Consider the following 20372-nt stretch of genomic DNA (forward strand, 5'->3'; position numbering starts at 1 on the left):
CGGAAGTCTCCGTCGGTCCTCTATTGGCAGGTTGATCCGTAAGGGAGGGGTGCCCTGTGCTGGACGTCAATAACTTTGAGTTTATGAAGATTGGGCTGGCTTCCCCGAACAAGATTCGCTCTTGGTCTCGGGGAGAAGTAAAGAAGCCAGAAACCATCAACTATCGAACGTTGAAGCCTGAGAAAGAGGGCTTATTCTGCGAGAAGATTTTCGGTCCAACGAAGGACTGGGAGTGTCATTGCGGAAAATATAAGCGTGTCCGCTATAAGGGCGTTGTCTGTGATCGTTGTGGCGTGGAAGTTACGCGTGCTAAGGTGCGGCGTGAACGGATGGGTCATATCGAACTGGCGGCTCCGGTATCTCATATCTGGTACTTTAAAGGGATTCCGAGCCGTATGGGATTAATGCTGGACATGTCTCCTCGATCATTGGAGGAAGTGATTTATTTTGCTTCCTATGTGGTGATTGACCCAGGTGAAACACCGTTGGAGAAGAAACAGTTGCTTTCAGAAAAAGAATATCGCAGCCATCGTGAAAAATATGGTTCTGCCTTTGTAGCTATGATGGGTGCGGAAGCGATAAAACGTTTACTAGCGGAAATCGACTTGGAGCGCGAAGTGGAAATGCTGCGTGAAGATTTGATGACTGCACAAGGACAACGTCGTAACCGTGCAATCAAACGGCTTGAAGTGGTAGAAGCATTCCGTAATTCCGGCAATGAGCCGGATTGGATGATTCTCGATGTGCTGCCGGTCATTCCTCCCGAATTGCGTCCGATGGTTCAGTTGGATGGTGGTCGTTTTGCTACCTCCGATTTGAACGATCTGTATCGGCGAGTGATTAACCGTAACAATCGTCTGAAGCGCTTGTTAGATTTAGGTGCTCCTGATATTATTGTGCAAAATGAGAAACGGATGTTGCAAGAAGCTGTGGATGCCTTGATTGATAACGGTCGTCGTGGTCGTCCCGTTACTGGACCAGGTAACCGTCCACTCAAATCCCTTTCTCATATGTTGAAAGGGAAACAAGGGCGTTTTCGGCAGAACTTGCTCGGTAAACGGGTGGATTACTCCGGTCGTTCTGTAATCGTGGTAGGTCCAAACTTAAAAATGTATCAGTGCGGACTGCCAAAAGAGATGGCGCTAGAACTATTTAAACCATTTGTGATGCGGGAGCTAGTGAAAAAAGACCTTGCACACAACATTAAGAGTGCGAAGCGCAAAGTAGAGCGTGTGCATCCTGAAGTGTGGGATGTGCTGGAAGAAGTGATTAAGGAGCATCCTGTATTGCTTAACCGTGCGCCTACGCTTCACAGATTAGGGATTCAAGCGTTTGAGCCTATCCTCGTTGAGGGTCGTGCGATTAAGCTGCATCCACTCGTCTGTACCGCTTACAACGCTGACTTTGATGGTGACCAGATGGCGGTTCACGTTCCACTTTCGGCTGAGGCACAAGCTGAAGCACGATTGCTGATGCTTGCAGCACAAAATATCTTGAATCCGAAAGACGGGAAGCCTGTTGTTACACCATCGCAAGATATGGTCTTGGGTTGTTACTACCTCACCTTTGAGAAAGAGAACGACAAGGGTGAAGGCTTTATCTTTGCGTCACCGAGCGAGGCGATCAGTGCGTATCAACAAGGATTAGTCACCTTACATGCACGCATTGCTATTCCTGTGAAGTCTCTTGATAAAACGTGCTTTACAGAAGAGCAACAAGAGTCTTTCTTGTTAACAACGACAGGGAAGCTGATCTTTAATGAAATCTTCCCGCGTGAGTTCCCATATATTAACGAACCGACGAAAGCCAACTTGACAGACGGTCCTTCGGCACCTTACTTTGTGAGTGAAAAGGGAGTTAATCTGCGTGAGAAAGTAGTGCAACGCCCACTCATCGAAGCAGTGAAGAAAAAGTACCTCGGTACTGTCGTCGCGGAATGTTTCCGTCGCTATGGCACAACCAAAACATCGGTTATTATGGATGCGATCAAGCAACTTGGTTTTACTTATTCGACCAAAGCGGGTCTTACGATGTCTGTTTCTGATGTTATCGTGCCAGAGGAGAAGCCAGGGCTGCTCCGCAAAGCGGAAGACGATGTGGAACGTGTCTTGAAGCAATACCGTCGTGGTTTGATTACGGATGACGAACGTTATGATCGCGTCATCTCCATCTGGAGTCAGGTGAAAGACGATATTACTGAGATCTTGATGGACAAAATGGGTCGTAATAACCCAATCTATATGATGGCCAATTCCGGAGCACGTGGTAATGTTTCGCAGATTACTCAGCTTGCAGGGATGCGGGGGCTGATGGCGAGTCCATCCGGCAAGATTATGGAACTGCCGATTAAGGCAAACTTCCGTGAAGGCTTATCTGTATTGGAATACTTCATCTCTACGCACGGAGCGCGGAAAGGGTTGGCGGATACGGCACTTCGTACGGCGGACTCTGGTTACCTCACCCGCCGCTTGGTCGACGTAGCACAAGATGTAGTTGTCCGTACAGATGATTGTGGAACGGATCGCGGAGAAATGGTGCGTCGTATTTCGGACGGTAATGAAGTGATCGAGGAATTATACGATCGCATCGTGGGACGTTATGCGTTTGCTACCACTCGCCATCCAGAAACGCAGGAAATCATTGTAGGGCCAAATGAGCTCATCGATGAAGATACGGCACAAGCCATCATCGATGCAGGCATTGAAGAAGTGGTAATTCGTTCTGTTCTCTCTTGCCGTACTCATCATGGAGTATGTATTAAGTGCTACGGTCGCAACTTGGCGCTCGGTACTCCGGTTGAAGTGGGTGAAGCGGTAGGTATTATTGCAGCCCAATCGATCGGGGAGCCAGGAACGCAGTTGACGATGCGTACTTTCCATACCGGTGGTGTGGCAGGAGACGATATTACACAAGGTTTGCCGCGTATTCAGGAATTGTTTGAAGCGCGTAATCCGAAAGGGCAAGCTCCTGTCAGTGAAATTCCGGGTGTCGTCGAAGAGATCCGCGAAGTAAAAGATCGTCGTGAGATTGAGGTAAAAGGCGAAGTGGAGACGCGTACCTATGTGGTACCATTTGGCTCTCGCCTACGGGTGAACGAAGGCGATCATGTAGAAGCTGGGGATGAGCTGACAGATGGTTCGATTGATCCAAAAGAGTTATTGCGTGTGAAAGGCGTTCATGGCGTGCAAGGGTATATCTTGCAAGAGGTACAGAAAGTGTACCGCTTACAAGGGGTGGAAATTAACGATAAGCACGTCGAAGTTATGATTCGTCAAATGATGCGCAAAGTCCGGATTACTGACGCAGGAGATACAGATCTCTTGCCAGGTCAAATTATGGATCTCTATGAATTTGAAATGGCAAACCGTGCAGTATTTGCTGTGGGTGGAGAGCCTGCTATTGCTCGTCCTGTACTTCTGGGTATTACGAAAGCATCGCTGGAAACAGAATCCTTCTTGTCGGCAGCATCGTTCCAGGAAACAACTCGGGTCTTGACTGATGCGGCGATTAAAGGTAAAGTAGATCCGTTGCTAGGGTTGAAAGAGAACGTGATTATCGGGAAGTTGATCCCAGCAGGAACAGGGATGCAGCGTTACCGGAGTGTCTCGCTCAATGTGGAAGGTGAGCTGGAGACGGAGGAAGTTTCAGAGTTAGAGACGGTTAGCGTAGAGTAGATCGTTTCAACCTTTGAGAAGAAGGGGAGAATGGGGCTCGATTCTTTCCCCCATTCTTCCTGCTCTTCCTATTGACAATCACCTATGCAAGGTGTTAATATGGCTTCGTGTGCTTGGGATGTGCCACTTTGGAGGGCGAGTGCGATGTCTTATGATAAAGTGAAACAAGCAAAGAGTTGTTTGATTGGAACCAAGCAGACGAAGAAAGCCATCGAACAAGGGAAAGCACTAGAGGTGATCGTAGCCCGGGATGCGGAACCTCATATAACGCAAGGTATCGTTCAGATGTGCGAAGATCATAAGGTTCAACTACAATTCGTAGATTCGATGAAAAAGTTAGGGAAAGCATGTGGAATCGAGGTGGGGGCGGCGACGGTTGCCATCCTTTCGATATCAGATAGCGTGTAAATGAAATGAACGGGTTTCGTTTCGCCTGCTTTTTTAAAAAACGCCTGGATCTGTGGACTTAAATTTCGTAAAAAGGGAGGTGCAACAAGATGCCTACAATTAACCAGTTGGTACGTAAAGGTCGTAAAAGCAAAACGAGTAAATCGGACGCACCTGCTTTGCAGTATGGCTATAACAGCTTCCGCAAAGAGTTTACCAATCAAAGTTCGCCACAAAAACGGGGGGTCTGCACCCGTGTAGGGACGATGACGCCGAAGAAGCCTAACTCCGCGTTGCGGAAATACGCTCGTGTGCGCTTGAGCAATGGGATCGAAGTGACTGCCTACATTCCAGGGATTGGTCACAACCTGCAAGAGCACTCCGTGGTATTGGTACGTGGCGGTCGTGTAAAAGACTTGCCTGGTGTACGCTATCACATCGTTCGTGGTGCATTGGATACATCCGGTGTGAAGGATCGTATGCAAGCTCGCTCCAAGTATGGTGCGAAACGCCCTAAAAAATAACATGATAATATAAATTACAATAGATTACAGTAAAGGGGGGGGAATCATGCCTCGTAAAGGTCCAGTAGATCGCCGGGAAGTATTGCCAGATCCGATGTATAACAGCAAGTTGGTTACCCGTTTGATCAACCGTCTGATGTTGGATGGGAGAAAAGGTAAGGCCCAGCGGATTTTATATGATGCATTTGATTTGATTCGTGCTCGTTCTGGGAAAGATCCTATGGAAGTATTTGAACAAGCATTGAAAAACATTATGCCAGTCTTGGAAGTAAAAGCACGCCGTGTAGGTGGTGCAAACTACCAAGTACCAGTAGAAGTAAAGCCGGAGCGTCGTACCAGTTTGGGACTGCGTTGGTTGGTAAGCTATGCACGTCTTCGTGGTGAAAAAACCATGCAAGAACGTCTAGCTGGAGAAATCCTAGATGCTGCCAACAGCGCGGGTTCAGCTGTGAAGAAAAAAGAAGACGTTCACCGTATGGCAGAAGCAAACCGAGCATTTGCACATTATCGTTGGTAGAAACGAACTCTTTGTGTAAATAGCGAAAGGAGTATGTTCGATGGCACGTGAGTTCTCCTTGAAAGATACACGCAATATCGGGATCATGGCGCACATCGACGCAGGAAAGACAACAACGACTGAGCGTGTGTTGTTCTATACTGGTCGCGTTCACAAAATTGGTGAGGTACATGAAGGTGCCGCAACGATGGACTGGATGGAGCAAGAACAAGAGCGGGGGATCACCATTACATCCGCCGCTACCACGGCTCAGTGGAAAGACCACCGGGTTAACATCATTGATACCCCAGGTCACGTTGACTTTACTGTTGAGGTGGAGCGTTCCCTTCGTGTATTGGATGGAGCGGTTGGGGTTTTCTGCGCTAAAGGTGGCGTAGAACCTCAGTCTGAAACTGTATGGCGTCAAGCTGACAAGTACGAAGTCCCACGTATCGCTTATGTAAATAAGATGGATATTATCGGTGCGGATTTCTTGGGTGCAGTGAGTCAGATGAAAGAGCAATTGGGTGCAAATGCAGTACCAATTCAATTGCCGATCGGTAAAGAAGATGAGTTTGAAGGTATTATTGATCTCATCGAAAACTGTGCTTATTTTTATGAAGATGATTTGGGAACCCGCGCTGAGAAGCGTGAAATTCCTGCAGAATATCAAGAACTAGCTGAAGAGTATCGTACCATCCTCATCGAAGCAGTGGCTGAATTGCAAGAAGAGTTGATGGAGAAATACTTAGAAGGCGAAGAGTTAACAGTAGAAGAAATGAAATCGGCTTTACGTAAGGGCGTATGTAACGTTGAAATCATTCCTGTACTCTGTGGTTCTTCTTATAAAAACAAGGGTGTACAGCTCCTATTGGATGCGGTTGTAGAATATATGCCGTCTCCGCTCGATGTTCGGGCAATCCAAGGGGAACTGCCAGATGGTACGGAAGAAAAACGGGAATCGGATGATAACCAACCGTTTGCTGCTTTGGCTTTCAAAATCATGACTGACCCTTATGTTGGGAAATTAACCTTCTTCCGTGTGTACTCAGGTACCTTGGATTCCGGTTCGTACGTATTAAACTCCACCAAAGATAAGCGTGAGCGTGTGGGTCGTATCCTACAGATGCACGCTAATTCGCGGGAGGAGATCAAAACCGTATACGCTGGGGATATCGCTGCCGCAGTAGGGTTGAAAGATACTGGAACTGGAGACACCTTGTGCGAAGAGAAAAGCCCAATTATCTTGGAGTCGATGATCTTCCCAGATCCGGTTATTGAAATCGCGATCGAGCCGAAGACAAAGAGTGACCAAGATAAAATGTCGATGGCGCTCGCTAAGTTGGCAGAAGAAGATCCAACCTTCAAAACGATGACGAACGAAGAGACCGGACAGACGATCATTAAAGGGATGGGTGAACTCCACCTTGATATCATTGTTGACCGGTTGAGACGTGAGTTTAAAGTTGATGCCAACGTTGGTAAACCTCAGGTTGCGTACAGAGAAACTTTCCGCTCCGCAGCTAAAGTGGAAGGAAAATTTGTTCGTCAGTCTGGTGGACGTGGACAATATGGTCACGTTTGGGTAGAATTTGAACCGAATACCGACGAAGGCGGCGGTTTTGAATTTGTCAACAAAATCGTGGGTGGTGTTGTTCCACGCGAATACATCCCAGCAGTACAAAATGGGATCGAAGAATCCATGCAAAACGGTGTTCTTGCCGGTTATCCATTGGTTGATATCCGTGCGAGATTGGTTGATGGTTCTTACCATGATGTTGACTCCTCGGAGATGGCGTTTAAGATTGCCGGTTCGATGGCGCTTAAAGCAGCTAAATCCAAGTGTAACCCGGTTCTTTTAGAGCCTGTGATGAAAGTTGAAGTTACAGTTCCAGAAGAATTCATGGGTGACATCATGGGTGATGTAAACTCCCGTCGTGGACGTGTTGAGGGAATGACCACTCGTGCTGGTGCACAAGTGATCAATGCGATGGTTCCGCTGGCTGAAATGTTCGGTTATGCGACCACTCTACGCTCACGTACGCAAGGACGTGGAAACTACTCCATGCAGTTTGATCACTATGAAGAAGTACCGAAGAGTATTGCTGAAGAGATCATTGCCAACGGCTCTTGATTTTGTTAGCTCTTACCCTTTACTATAAAGAGCATAATCTATTTTTATCTACTAAAGGAGGATTTTAATCATGGCAAGAGAAAAGTTTGAGCGTTCTAAGCCCCACGTAAACGTGGGAACCATCGGTCACGTTGACCACGGTAAAACCACTTTGACTGCAGCTATCACCACTGTATTGGCAGTACGTAGCGGTAGCGGTACTGCGCAAGCATTTGATCAAATCGATAACGCTCCTGAAGAAAGAGAGCGTGGGATTACGATCGCAACCTCGCACGTAGAATACGAAACTGAAAACCGTCACTATGCTCACGTTGACTGCCCAGGTCACGCTGACTACGTGAAAAACATGATCACCGGTGCGGCACAAATGGACGGTTCCATCTTGGTTGTATCCGCAGCTGATGGTCCAATGCCACAAACCCGTGAGCACATCTTGCTCTCTAACCAAGTAGGCGTTGAACATATCGTTGTCTTCTTGAACAAAGTAGATATGGTTGACGATGAAGAGTTGTTGGAACTCGTTGAAATGGAAGTTCGTGAACTTCTTTCCGAGTACAACTTCCCTGGTGACGATGTACCTGTAGTTGCAGGTTCCGCACTACGCGCTTTGGAAGATCCAGAAGGCGAGTATGGCGATAAAATTCTCGAATTGATGGCGGCTGTGGACGAGTTCGTTCCAACCCCAGAACGTGATAATGCAAAGCCTTTCTTGATGCCTGTTGAGGACGTATTCACCATTACGGGTCGTGGTACCGTTGCTACCGGTCGTGTAGAGCGTGGAACCATCACCGTAGGTGACGAAATCGAAATCGTAGGTATGGCTGAAGAAACCAAAAAAACCACCGTTACTGGTGTAGAGATGTTCCGTAAGCTTCTTGATTCCGCTGAAGCTGGCGATAACATTGGTGCGCTTCTGCGTGGTGTTGACCGTGAACAAATCCAGCGTGGTCAAGTATTGGCCAAGCCAGGTTCGGTAAACCCACACACCAAGTTTGAAGCACAAGTATACGTACTTGGCAAGGATGAAGGTGGACGTCACACCCCGTTCTTTAACGGTTACCGTCCACAGTTCTACTTCCGTACCACGGACGTAACAGGTGTTATCCACTTGCCAGAAGGTACCGAAATGGTAATGCCTGGTGACAACATCGAAATGACCGTTGAATTGATCGCGCCAATCGCGATTGAAGACGGTACTCGCTTCGCGATTCGCGAAGGTGGCCGCACCGTAGGTGCTGGTGCCGTAACCAAAATCACCGAGTAATTCTTATGTGATCAACCCCTCACAAGTTATCCAACTTGTGAGGGGTTGTTTTTTTGTTTATGAAAAGAAGTAGATAGAGTCAAAGCGGAGTTCGTTGTTGCAATAGAAAAAGGGAGCGAACCTTCGCTCCCTTGGTAGTACTTAAGCTGCGATATCACGTTTGTTAAAGACAATCCAAGAGACGGCAATAAAAATGATCCAATGGATAGCGAGGATAGCGAGTGAAAATGATAATGTTTGCCCGTCGAAGTAAGGTGGTGAATTGGATAGATATATACTTAAATCGGTATTGGCTAGGAAGTAATACTTTACAAAGTTTATATCTTGGATAGAGGCGATGACGATGACAGGTTGACTGGCAAACATTAGGAAGATAGATGTACCAATAGCGACAGCACTGCTACGGAAAATACTCGAAATGGCAAATGCGAACGTTACAATGATGAGTAGAGAAATCGTAGCTAATCCATATTCTCCAAGCACACTTGCGATCATACTCTTCTCAATCACTTTGCCATCTTGATATAACAGTTTTGCTGAATCTACTTGATCAAAGCCAAAGAGGAGGGCCCCAAAGAGAAAAGAGCTAATAAAAGTGAGTAAGAGAAGGCTAAGCGCAAACAGAAATGATGAGATGTATTTAGAGAGTAAAATCTTGCTACGAGAAGCTGAACGAATCAGAAGGAGCTTGATGGTGCCCCAAGAAAACTCTCCAGCGATACTGATGGAAGAGACGATAACCGTAAACAAGATGATAAGTGTAACGAGGCCGACAGACTGATTCATAAAGCCCCAGAATGTAGACTCTGTCGGTGGAAGATCATGGTCGAGTCGATATTGATTGAGAGCAATCTGTTCTTCCCATTGCTCCATAACATCGGCAGGTAGGTCTTCAGAGTTATTTAGGCTCTGTTGTAAATGGTTGTTCTCTTCTTTAAGTGACTCTTGCCATTCATTGTTTACCTTAATATCGCCAAAGACGGAACCGGTCGCTTGATGCTTGCTAAGCATAGCATGTGCGAGAGAAGCGAGAAGAATAAGGCCAATCATGACCAACGTTCCGATGCGACGGTATGTTTTCATGTTTTCATTTTGAATAAGCCGGATTAAATTAGCCAATGTTCGTCCCTCCTGTCACTTCTAAAAATTTATCTTCAAGTGTAAGTGTTGTTGGTTGGATGCTGTAGATCGCAATTTGATGGCTGACAAGGAGGTGAACAAGCTCAGGAATTTGCTCGCGTTGAAGAGCAAGCTGCAAGCCATCGTCTGTAAGAACGGGCTTTTGGTCTGGAAGATAAGTAGCGAGTAATCGCTTTGCCTCTGCGATCGGCTCTACTTCTAACATGATTTTTTGTTCTGTTTCAGCGGAGACAAATTCTCTAATCTCCTTAATATCAACCAACTTTCCTTCCTGAATGATACCGATACGGTCACACATCATCTCCATCTCGGAGAGGAGGTGACTAGAGACGATGATCGCAATATTTTCTTCCTTGGTTAGTTTGCGCAAGTATTGACGAATCTCGCGAATTCCAGCGGGATCTAAGCCGTTGGTAGGCTCGTCCAGAATCAGTACCGAAGGAGAATGTAAAAGTGCTTGTGCTAGACCTAGACGTTGTCTCATCCCTAACGAGTAGGTTTTTACTTTTTCGTGGATACGTTTTTCCAATCCAACGAGACGTATCACGTGATTGATTCGCCGTCGGTTGACCCCGCTACACATACGCCAATAATGAACGAGATTTTGATGCCCCGTTAGAAAGGGATACAGTTCTGGGTTTTCAACAATGGCTCCCACTTGGGAAATCGCTTTTGCAAAGTCTTGTTTCAAATTGATACCATTAATGATCACTTTCCCACTGGTCATCCCCATCAGACCAACAATCATGCGTATGGTTGTCGTTTTCCCCGCCCCATTGGGACCAAGAAAACCAAACACCTCACCCGGATATATATCCATACTAAGATCGTGAATAATGGTCTTTTTCCCGATTTTCTTGGTTAAATGTTGTAACTGTAAGACCGGTTGCTTCTGCATCGATGTAGCCTCCTTTGGTAAGATCATCACATCTGTATTTAGAAACTATAAATAATAGAAAAAATATAATGATTACGGTTCATGCTGCTTCCTAAAAAGATGGCGGGCTTTATTTATTAAGGACAGCTAGCAAAAAAATGTTTATCTATTTCTATTGATATAAGAATATCATAATCACAGCGATCGTAAAAATCAACAAATATTTACACAAGATCTTCCTTTTATATATAAATACCCTACTCCGTTGGGGATAGTAACGAAGTAGGGTATTTACTCTTTCTAGCAGTTGTTAGCTAGTAATGGGGATCTACTTATAGTAAATCCATGTTAAATAGGGATAGAGTGCGAACTTTAGATGGAATTAACGGTTAAGCCACTCGTAAAACCAGTCATACCAGCTCATATTGTCATCATCTTGCGTAGTTTCTTCTTCTTCACCATTGCCATTATCGCCACCGTTGTCAGAACCGATCGCTTTTGCTGCATTCACGCGACCATAGGTCCACTTATCACCGGTACCATCGATTTGATCCGCAGAACTTTGGATAGAATCGCGAATCTCATCAGCTGCCATTCCTTGTGAAGAGAGAAGTGCTGCTACACCAGCTACGTGTGGGGAAGCCATAGAGGTTCCACTGTATTTCACGTACTCTCCGTTTAATTCGGTCGAGATGATGTCTACTCCAGGAGCTGCTACATCTACCCAGTCACCATAGTTGGAGAAATCAGCGATGGTGTCATTAGCATCGACAGCTGCAACTGACAGTGCACCTTCATAATAGGCTGGGTAAGACGGAGAAGATGTGGATTCGTTACCGGCAGCGGCTACAACAAGCACACCTTTGCTGACTGCATATTCAACTGCATCTTCGATTACTTGGGAAGATTGAGGACCACCCAGACTTAGGTTAATCACTTGTGCACCATTATCGGCAGCGTAGGTAATTCCATTAGCAACGGATTCATTTGTACCCGAACCGTTTGCATCTAGTACGCGTACAGGCATGATTTGCACTTCAGGTGCTACGCCAGCTACTCCAATACCGTTATTGGTTGCAGCTCCAATTGTACCTGCAACGTGGGTGCCATGACCTTGCTCGTCGGAAGCATCGTTATCATCGTCTACGAAGTCATATCCTTCGATTACTTTTCCACTAAGGTCAGGATGATCACTTTGTACACCAGTATCGATGACAGCGACAACTGTATCGCTACTGCCCTTGGTTGTATCCCATACTTCTGGAACACTCATATTTTGCGGGCCGTATTGATCAGATTCGTACATAGGGTCATCTGGAGTCCAGGATGCTTTGTACTCGATAATTGGCTCTGCATACTCAACATTTTCCATGTCACTGTACTCAGCGATTGCTTCTTCAACGGACTGACCTTCTACTTCGACAACATCAAAGTCAAGGCTTTCATTCTGCTCCAACACGTTAGATTTCTCTGCACGGTGGATCGATTTTCTTACTTTTTCTGAAGTTTTATCGCTAAACTTGACTACAATCTCATCGGAGGACTTTGTTTCCGCCGAGGCAGTGTCCAATCCTACCGCGGGAAGATTGTTAGATAGTGGGAGTGTTACAGCTAGTCCCACAGCGGCAAATATTGAGAAAGCTTGCTTTGTACCTTTCATCGAAAAACTCCTTTTTTAAAATATTGCATCAAAGATGCGATTTTCCCTATGCTTTGCTACTTGATAAGTATAAAAGCAAGGCAAGAATGAGCGTGTGATGATAAGTATGAGATTCAATAGATTGATAGGAACCTATCCTGAAATGTCTTTTTTTCCTTGCAGCTCATCTTTTCACTATGATAAAGCATTCATTTTGATTTGTAAATATGAATCAATCAATTTTTTTAATTTAAGCGTAATAATTTTTGCTGGTGCAAGTATTTAGTATAATTTGGTTTATTTAATACCTTATATAGGGAAAATAGAAATATATAGCATAATAGAATGGGAGAATTCATCTCTTACCCTACTATGATGAGAAAAGGTGTAGTCACATCTTGTTATATCTGTATTATGAGGTCGGTGCTGTGTGAAATAATATGCAGTCCAGCTCACCACTGCTTTGTGAAGTGTACAAATTCAAGTCTTTAATATAACAAAAATAGCAACAAAAATATTAGTTGATAAGAGATGGGTGTGAGTGTTGGGATGAGTCTTGCATATTCTTTGCTATCACAGTAGGTGTTGCAAGTTTTCATCTGCATACACCTAGAGAGTTTTTATAACTCTTCTGGGATAATAAATCGAGATGTTTATATATATTAGTGAAATATGAAGTTAGTGTGTAATACCCGTTTAAACAAAGAATAAACACAAAATTCACCTTTCAATATGAGTGTAGACCCTCGATACTGCTCTCAACCTTAAATAGCCCGCCACGATCTCATGAGATCGTGGCGGGCTATTTATTTGTATGAAAGGACGAGAATACGATTGTTTACTCGTAGTAAGCCACTTTATCAATGGAATAACCGTATCCACTGACGGAGAAATCGGTGACGAGGTTGGCGGTAATCGTATCACCATCAACGTAAACCCAAAAATCTTCTTTTTTACCGTCAAAGGTGTGCTTTATCTCTCCGTCGGCATTTTTGATGTAGACGAAATCGTAGGTTGCTTCTGTATCAATCTTGGTGAAGTGCAACCCTACTTTGGATGCACCTGCCTTTGTATAGGTATCACTTTTGTTGTAGTTATTGCTGTAGGGGTGAGGGCTATCATAGGATTTATCCAGTTCTGTGCGCTTAGGATCTTCTTCTCCGTCATCTTCCCCTGTGTAGGATAGTTTTAGAGAATAGGTGTCGAAAGCATCCATCGCACCATTATAGCCAGAGACTTTAACATAGTAAGTTCCAGCACCACTAGCGCTGTATGAGAGTTCTTCACTCGTGGTTCTACCATTCTCAGATTTTGCAATGAGACTTCCCCGGGAGTTGTAGAGATAGAGGTCATAGTCAGCTGGAAGGCTTGTTAAGGAAGCGGAGATATTACCACCGCGATCACTTTTAAACGTGAACCAATCCGTATCAACGTTGCTACTGATTAGACTGGAATAGCTTTTACCCGAAGAGACCTGTTTTGCTTCCTGACGGGAGTCATTTGGTTCATAAGCATCTCCACCTAATGCTTTTAGGGCATTTACTTTACCGTGGATCCATAGATTACCTGTGTTTGGGATGTGGTCGGCGGTGCTTTCTAGTGCCGCTCGAATTTCTGTATGAGACATCCCCTGTGATGCGAGCAGTGCGGCAACTCCTGCTACATGGGGAGCAGCCATTGAAGTACCGCTTTTCTCCCCATACCCGCCTCCGATGGTGGTGGAGAGGATATCGACCCCAGGAGCGGCGACATCGACCCAATCTCCGTAATTGGAGAAATTAGCGATGCGATCATTTTCATCCAAAGCGGCAACGGCAATTGAGCGATCGTATGTTCCTGGATAGTTTGGTTTATTCGTTGATTTATTCCCGGCAGAGGCTACAATAACTACACCTTTACTCCAGGCATAGTTGACGGCGTCTTCGATTAGTTGAGACGGTTCGGGATCTCCGAGGCTCATATTGATCACATCTGCTCCGTTATTAACGGCATAAAGAATCCCGTTTGCTACTTGTTCATTGGTACCGTATCCTTCATCGTTCAAAACACGGACTGGCATAATTTTTACATTTGGAGCAACGCCGGCTACACCGATCCGGTTATTGGTACTTGCGGCAACCGTACCCGCAACGTGGGTACCATGACCGTGCACATCACTTGCATCGGGATCATTATCTATATAATCGTACCCTTGGATCACTTGTCCTTGTAGATCAGGGTGATTGGCTTCGACACCGCTGTCGATGACAGCTACAATAACACCGCTGTTTCCGCGGGTGATTTCCCACGCAGCTGGAAGTTGCATGTTTTGCGGCCCGTATTGTCCTGAGCGATAGTAAGGATCATCTGGTGTCCAGTCGGCAGAATACGTGATGATTGGTTCTGCATATTCTACTTGTGCCATTTTTTCATAGTCTTTAATCGCTTCTGCTACACTCTCCCCTTCCACTTCGACAACGTCAAAGTCGAGTGTGTTGTTTTGTGAGAGAATATTAGCTGTTTCGGACTTATGGAGGCTTTTCTTACTCATACTAGAAGTGTCATCTTTGAATTTTACAATAATTTCCGCACTGCTATTTTTCTCAGTGGCTTCTACTGCTGAGGGCTGTGAAAAGGGAAGTGTGAAGGCTAATCCCAATGTGGTGAGTAAAGCGATCGTCGATTTTGATTTGTTCATGTCTTTCTCCTTTTTATTTTAAATTTGCTGTGAGAAGAGTCGCTATATTCTATCTTCGGCGTGCAGTTATGTAACGTACCTCAGAGGAAGATGAGAATAAGTACAAAGTATAGTTGGATATGGAGGTTTGCAGGTGCCAACCTATCGGAATAGAATTTAGTATAGCGATACTCTAATCAAAAGACTTATTTACTATAATAAATTAAGAAAATTAATAAGTAAATATAAAATAGATAATTTTTTAGAAAAAAGTAGAAGTTTGTGGTTATCAGTGCAAAAACCAGGAAGGAAAATTCATCAAATAATATCAGCCGATGTAGAGTAATCATGCGAGATCCTTTACCTATATGTAGTTAAACTTAAAAATTTAATAACCTGGAACTTTATTCTCTATTTTGATACTTAATCCTTATATATTACTCATAAAAATGGAAATAATAAAATTTATTATATACAGTGGGTTGGTTTATATTCTGTGTCGGTGTTGACAACTGACGTAGTGTCATTTAATATTCTAATTAACGACGAGTCGTTTATAAAAGAAGATCGATGATGCTGAGGAGTAGTAAAGGTGGCTCACTCTCCAATGGACTAAAAGTTTTCGAATGCGCTGTCCGATTTTTATTATATTTACACTTACAAAAGGAGTAGGTTGATGATGAAGAGCAATAAAACAGCCCTCATTACAGGAGCATCAAGTGGTATTGGATATGAATTAGCTCGTATTCACGCTGCGCATGGTGGTGATTTGGTCATTGTGGCTAGGCGTGAAGATAAACTGAAGGCACTTAAGAAAGATTTAGAAAAGCAATATGGTGTTAACGTATTGCTAATCAAAAAAGATCTAACTTTACCTAACGCACCCACAGAAATATACGAAGAGGTGAAACAGGCAGGTGTCGAAGTAAATTATTTGATTAACAATGCAGGTTTTGGGGGTCACGGCAAATTTCATGAGCGCTCGTGGGAAGAAGATCTATCCATGATCAATCTGAATGTGGTGGCTTTAACAGCACTTACAAGGCTGTTTTTACCCGATTTTGTAAAGCGCAATGAAGGTAAAATCTTAAATATTTCATCCACAGCCAGTTTGATGGCAGGTCCAATGCAGGCTATTTACTTTGCAAGCAAGGCTTTTGTAACCTCGTTTAGCAATGCGATCGCAGAAGAACTGAATGATACTAAAATTACGGTTACAGCACTTTTACCTGGTGCAACGGAATCTGAGTTTGAAAACACCGCCGGTTTAAATAATACGGCATTGTTTAAGAAACCAATAAGTGCAAGCATAGTGGCGAAGGATGGATACGAAGGAATGATAGAAGGCAAGCTTAATGTAATCTCCGGTCTTAATTTGTTGCAGCGTATACAAATTGCCACTATGCCGTTCTTTCCAAAGAGGTTTCAACTAAGAGCAGTCCGTCGCATACAAGAAAAATAGATTTACGATAAGTCTGATTGAAACATGATTAGCTAAAGAATCTGAAAAGCCCGCGAGCTACTACTTGCGGGTCAAACTTATCTAATGATCCTGTGTTGGACCGTTGGATAGAAGACACATTTCCTGGAGGAAGGATATGTGTTATTTTTATTATGTAACAACACTTGAGTAAGTTTGCTTATATAGTTGATTGATAATAATAGGTATAGAAATTTAACCCACCTGATTGAAAACACCCATTTTAAAAAGAGGGTTTTAATCCCATTCTCTATGATAAATGTCATTGCATCACCTTAAGCGACAAGGAGTGATAGAAATGGGGTTTTCGCGAGCTCGAACAAGCGAGCAGAAACAAAAAAGAATAGAAGAAGTAATGGAAGCTACCGCCCGATTATATGATACAGTTCCATATGAAGAGATTACTTTCGCTGCTATTGCCAAAGAGACAGGGTTCTCTAGATCCAATCTGTATATTTATTTTACAAGTAAAGAAGAAATTCTGCTGGAAATCTTATTGAGTGATCTATACTCATGGTATGAGAATGTAGAGGCTTCCTTTCATGTGAGAAGGTCGTATGCTGTTGAGGAGATCATGGAGGTATGGACGGATGCGCTGGTCCGAAATCAACGCTTGTTAAGTTTGCTTTCGATTTTATTTACTGTATTAGAAAAAAACGTATCAATCGAAGCGCTTGCCAAGTTTAAAAGAGGTATGCTAGCCGTTCAACAACGGTGTTATCTATTGTTACAAGGGCTTTTTCCTGCTGCTACTGAGCAAGAACTTCAACAATTCTTGGTAAGTTCGTTTGCGCTGGCACAAGGATTATATCCCATGACATGTTTAACAGAGTATCAAATAAAAGCGCTTGCTAATTGTAATATGGAGTATGTTCCACCTAACTTCCGTGATTCATTCTTACAAGCCGGTATTCAATTGGCACACGGATTATTAAACAAATAACTATCTCTATACGATATATACAAATAAACTAATGATTACTTTTATGTAGATAAAGCCTCCCTTTCACTAAGAGGGGGGCTTTATCCTATCAACACCTCAGACGTGGGGAAAGAGCTCTTCGGTCTCCTTAAGTAAGGTGATATTTTAAGAAGGAGCCCATGAAGAGCTCCTTGGTGTAGTCTAATTGGTAACATCTCGCCTCTGGAAGACAGTCCAGGAAACGAGGAGGAAGAGGAGGAGGTGGATCGAAAGAATGGTGACAGAGAAAGGGAGGGTCATGTCTTCAAAGAAGGGACTATGGGTGGCATACATATCTAGTCGTAAATTGGTGAGAAAAGAGTACTTTACCCATTCGATATTCATTCCGAGAAGAATTCCTGTTATCGTAGAGCTTGATAAATATAGGGCGATAGAGACGCCTGTTGCCATAGAACTACTACGAAATAAGGTGGATATCATAAAAGCGAATGAGACCATCATCACCATTTCAACAATGGAGTATCCATAGTTGGTCAACGCTTTTAAGAACATGCTCTTTTCGATTACTTCTCCTTCTACGATGGTAAGAGCTATGGAGGGGGAGCTCCATCCGAAGAAAATGCCGCCGAAAATGAGGGAAGAAACAAAGAGCAAAGTGAGTAGAGTGAGCGCATAGTAAAGTGAGGAGAGATATTTAGCAAGCAGGATTTTCCTCCTCTTGATTGGACGCAGCAGAAGAAGTTTAATGGTGCCCCACGAAAATTCTCCCGCAACACTAGTAGAAACAGCGAATATTGCGAAGAGAGTGACGAGAACGATGATATTGCGCGATTCATCGAGGTATGACCACATATCTACACTGATAGGTAGGTTATGGGCAAGACGATATTCATTAGTAGCAATACGGTTCTCTAAATTTTGTTTATAACGATAGTTTTGATTGGGGTCAGCTATCACTTTTGCATATTCATTGTTTTGTGATTGTAGCTCTTCCTTCCACTGCGGATTTTGCGGAATCTCTCCAAATGCGCTGTCTGCATGGAGCTGTTTATTGGCAATCGTATACCCGAGGGAGGCGAGAAGAAGCAAAGCGATCATAATATAGGTTCCGATACGGTTAAAAGTCTTCATATTTTCATTTTGTATCAAGCGTAAGAGTTTAACCAATCTGTTTTCCTCCTGTTATCTCTAAGAATGTGTCTTCGAGTGTGCGTTGCCCCATCTGTATATCCAATATTTGAAATCCTTCTACTGTGAGGGTTTGCAGCAGAGAAGGAATGTGTTCGCGCTCGAGCAAAAGGGTGAGTTGGTCTCCACTGATGGCAGTCTTATACTCAGGGAACGTATGTGAGATATAGGCGTATACGTTTGAGGGTGCATCTACTTGAAGGATAAGAGTGGTAAGTTGTTGTTCCTTCCACTGTGCTACTTCCTTAATATCAATTAGTTTGCCTGCTTGCAAAATACCGATGCGGTCGCACATCATCTCCATCTCGCTTAGCAGATGACTAGAGACGAGGATCGCCATCTGTTCTTCGTGAGCAATCGAACGTAAGTATTGGCGAATTTCACGGATGCCGGCAGGGTCGAGTCCGTTTGTTGGCTCGTCTAAGATGAGAAGGGAGGGAGAGTGAAGTAAGGCTTGTGCTAATCCCAGCCGTTGTCGCATCCCGAGAGAGTAAGTTTTCACTTTATCATGGATGCGTTTTTCCAATCCGACAAGGCGGACGACTTCGTCGATGCGCTCCTTTTTTACTCCATTACACATACGCCAAAAATGAAGTAGGTTTTTGTATCCAGTTAGAAAGGGATACAGTTCAGGATTTTCTACAATTCCCCCCACATGGGAGAGTGCGCTCTCAAAATCTTGTTTGAGATCAGATCCTTGGATGATGACTTGGCCTGCACTCATCGAGATGAGACCGACGATCATTCGAATCGTTGTTGTTTTTCCTGCCCCATTGGGACCGAGGAAGCCAAACACTTCCCCGGGGTAAACGCTTAAGTTGAGATCATGAATAATCGGTTTTCTGCCAATCACTTTGCGCAGTTTTTTTACTTCAAGAACAGGTTGAGTCTTCATGATGTGACCTCCGTTGGGTGAGTAGTATAAGTGTGATGCATCCACTGGGTAATACTCATATTGGCTTGGGAGCGAATTTGGTCTGCTTCTTCCAACTTGAGAACTTCACCCGCACGAATTGCGAGTACCATATCTAAAATGGGCTCCACTTCTTGCACCTCATGTGTGGCTAATAAAACAGTCTGTTCTTCCAGATTGACGAAGGAGAGCAGTCCATGAATGATGGACTGTCGCACCATTGGGTCGAGTCCAGAAAGAGGCTCATCCATCAAGATATAGGGGGCATTGCGGGCAAGGGTGAGCATGAGCTTGACACGTCCTTGAGTTCCTTTAGAGAGGCTACTTACCTTCCGTGTCATAGGAATTTGAAGATGGGTAGCTACCTTAGATGCTTTTGTTGTGTCAAAGTCTGGGAATTGACTGGCATAATAATGAATCATCTCCTCTACTGTATACATGGGATAATGCATCTCTTTATCTGTCAAAAAAGCGATGCGGGCGGCGATTGTGCGTGTGACGAGTTGTTTATCAACGGTGATGGTTCCCTTTGTCGGTTTGGCAAGTCCAGCAATAAGTTTGAGAAGGGTCGACTTGCCACTCCCATTTTCACCGAGAACGCCAATAATCTTACCCGTGGGGATGGAGATATTAATGTTGTGAAGAGCTGTTTTGTTGAGATAACGTTTTTGTACGTGATTAAAGGTGATCATCTGGTGTTCTTCCCTTCTTCAGTCTGATTTTTTATGAATTGACTCAGCGTGTGCATAATCTCCTGTGGTTCAAACCCCATCTCTTTCATCTTGGCAAAGAAGAGCTCCATTTCGTGTGAGCACAATTGATGACGTAACTGCTCTAAGCGTTCTTGATCGTCGGTGATAAAAGTGCCTTGCCCGCGGCGCATCTCCACCACTCCTTCTCTTTGTAATTCTTTGTACGATTGTGAGACGGTATTGGGATTGAGATTTACTTGTAAGGCGAGTTCGCGTACGGAGGGAAGTTTTTCTCCTGGCTGTAACTCACCACTTATAACTTGTCGTTGAATTCGATGGGCGAGTTGTAGATAGATGGGCTGTGAGCCGTCAAATCCATTCATGTT

The 20372-nt window shown here is 44.2% G+C and carries 16 protein-coding genes; 8 read left to right on the plus strand and 8 right to left on the minus strand.

All coding sequences use genetic code 11. The annotated features are described in order from the left end of the window. Window positions 1–56 precede the first annotated feature (56 nt). The 6 genes from rpoC to tuf all read left to right on the plus strand — a co-directional run bounded on the left by rpoC (window position 57) and on the right by tuf (window position 8479). Window positions 57–3674, plus strand: coding sequence for a DNA-directed RNA polymerase subunit beta' (rpoC, locus tag NXZ84_RS13365; protein WP_258840836.1), 3618 nt, complete (start codon window positions 57–59; stop codon window positions 3672–3674). 144 nt (window positions 3675–3818) lie between these two features. Further along, window positions 3819–4082, plus strand: coding sequence for a 50S ribosomal protein L7ae-like protein (locus NXZ84_RS13370; RefSeq protein WP_258840837.1), 264 nt, complete (start codon window positions 3819–3821; stop codon window positions 4080–4082). A gap of 89 nt (window positions 4083–4171) precedes the next feature. After that, complete coding sequence (gene rpsL / locus NXZ84_RS13375) at window positions 4172–4585, plus strand: 30S ribosomal protein S12 (RefSeq protein WP_258840838.1); 414 nt, start codon at window positions 4172–4174, stop codon at window positions 4583–4585. Between the two features lie 46 nt (window positions 4586–4631). Next, on the plus strand, window positions 4632–5102 hold the full coding sequence (gene rpsG / locus NXZ84_RS13380; protein ID WP_258840839.1) for a 30S ribosomal protein S7: 471 nt from the start codon (window positions 4632–4634) through the stop codon (window positions 5100–5102). 40 nt (window positions 5103–5142) lie between these two features. Further along, window positions 5143–7215, plus strand: a complete 2073-nt coding sequence (gene fusA, locus NXZ84_RS13385) for an elongation factor G (protein WP_258840840.1) — start codon at window positions 5143–5145, stop codon at window positions 7213–7215. Window positions 7216–7285: 70 nt separating this feature from the next. Next, on the plus strand, window positions 7286–8479 hold the full coding sequence (tuf, locus tag NXZ84_RS13390) for an elongation factor Tu (protein WP_258840841.1): 1194 nt from the start codon (window positions 7286–7288) through the stop codon (window positions 8477–8479). 141 nt (window positions 8480–8620) lie between these two features. Here the strand turns inward: tuf and NXZ84_RS13395 are convergent, their stop codons facing one another. The 4 genes from NXZ84_RS13395 to NXZ84_RS13410 all read right to left on the minus strand — a co-directional run bounded on the left by NXZ84_RS13395 (window position 8621) and on the right by NXZ84_RS13410 (window position 14812). Continuing rightward, window positions 8621–9598 carry an ABC transporter permease gene (locus tag NXZ84_RS13395; protein ID WP_258840842.1) on the minus strand — a complete coding sequence of 326 codons (978 nt, stop codon included), beginning with the start codon at window positions 9596–9598 and terminating at the stop codon, window positions 8621–8623. Next, window positions 9591–10517, minus strand: a complete 927-nt coding sequence (locus tag NXZ84_RS13400; RefSeq protein WP_258840843.1) for an ABC transporter ATP-binding protein — start codon at window positions 10515–10517, stop codon at window positions 9591–9593. The genes NXZ84_RS13395 and NXZ84_RS13400 overlap by 8 nt, the downstream gene beginning before the upstream one ends. Window positions 10518–10878: 361 nt before the next feature. Beyond that, complete coding sequence (locus tag NXZ84_RS13405; protein ID WP_258840844.1) at window positions 10879–12156, minus strand: S8 family peptidase; 1278 nt, start codon at window positions 12154–12156, stop codon at window positions 10879–10881. An 817-nt stretch (window positions 12157–12973) separates the two neighbouring features. Further along, entirely contained in the window at window positions 12974–14812 is a 1839-nt protein-coding gene (locus tag NXZ84_RS13410) for a S8 family serine peptidase (RefSeq protein ID WP_258840845.1), read from the minus strand. A 658-nt stretch (window positions 14813–15470) separates the two neighbouring features. Between NXZ84_RS13410 and NXZ84_RS13415 the strand changes: the two genes are divergently transcribed. Continuing rightward, the gene (locus tag NXZ84_RS13415; RefSeq protein WP_258840846.1) at window positions 15471–16253 is read left to right on the plus strand and encodes an SDR family NAD(P)-dependent oxidoreductase; all 783 of its coding nucleotides are present in this window, start codon (window positions 15471–15473) and stop codon (window positions 16251–16253) included. Window positions 16254–16569: 316 nt separating this feature from the next. After that, complete coding sequence (locus NXZ84_RS13420) at window positions 16570–17214, plus strand: TetR/AcrR family transcriptional regulator (RefSeq protein ID WP_258840847.1); 645 nt, start codon at window positions 16570–16572, stop codon at window positions 17212–17214. Between the two features lie 180 nt (window positions 17215–17394). Here NXZ84_RS13420 and NXZ84_RS13425 read toward each other — a convergent pair whose 3' ends face one another. The 4 genes from NXZ84_RS13425 to NXZ84_RS13440 are packed head-to-tail and all read right to left on the minus strand — an operon-like array spanning window position 17395 to window position 20369. Next, on the minus strand, window positions 17395–18360 hold the full coding sequence (locus NXZ84_RS13425; RefSeq protein ID WP_258840848.1) for an ABC transporter permease: 966 nt from the start codon (window positions 18358–18360) through the stop codon (window positions 17395–17397). Continuing rightward, complete coding sequence (locus NXZ84_RS13430; protein WP_258840849.1) at window positions 18353–19276, minus strand: ABC transporter ATP-binding protein; 924 nt, start codon at window positions 19274–19276, stop codon at window positions 18353–18355. The genes NXZ84_RS13425 and NXZ84_RS13430 overlap by 8 nt, the downstream gene beginning before the upstream one ends. Next, the gene (locus tag NXZ84_RS13435) at window positions 19273–19986 is read right to left on the minus strand and encodes an ATP-binding cassette domain-containing protein (RefSeq protein WP_258840850.1); all 714 of its coding nucleotides are present in this window, start codon (window positions 19984–19986) and stop codon (window positions 19273–19275) included. Before NXZ84_RS13435 ends, NXZ84_RS13430 begins: the two co-directional genes overlap by 4 nt. Beyond that, the gene (locus NXZ84_RS13440; RefSeq protein WP_258840851.1) at window positions 19983–20369 is read right to left on the minus strand and encodes a GntR family transcriptional regulator; all 387 of its coding nucleotides are present in this window, start codon (window positions 20367–20369) and stop codon (window positions 19983–19985) included. Before NXZ84_RS13440 ends, NXZ84_RS13435 begins: the two co-directional genes overlap by 4 nt. Window positions 20370–20372 lie beyond the last annotated feature (3 nt).

The sequence above is a fragment of the Mechercharimyces sp. CAU 1602 genome, from assembly GCF_024753565.1.
In the GTDB taxonomy this organism is placed as follows: domain Bacteria; phylum Bacillota; class Bacilli; order Thermoactinomycetales; family JANTPT01; genus Mechercharimyces.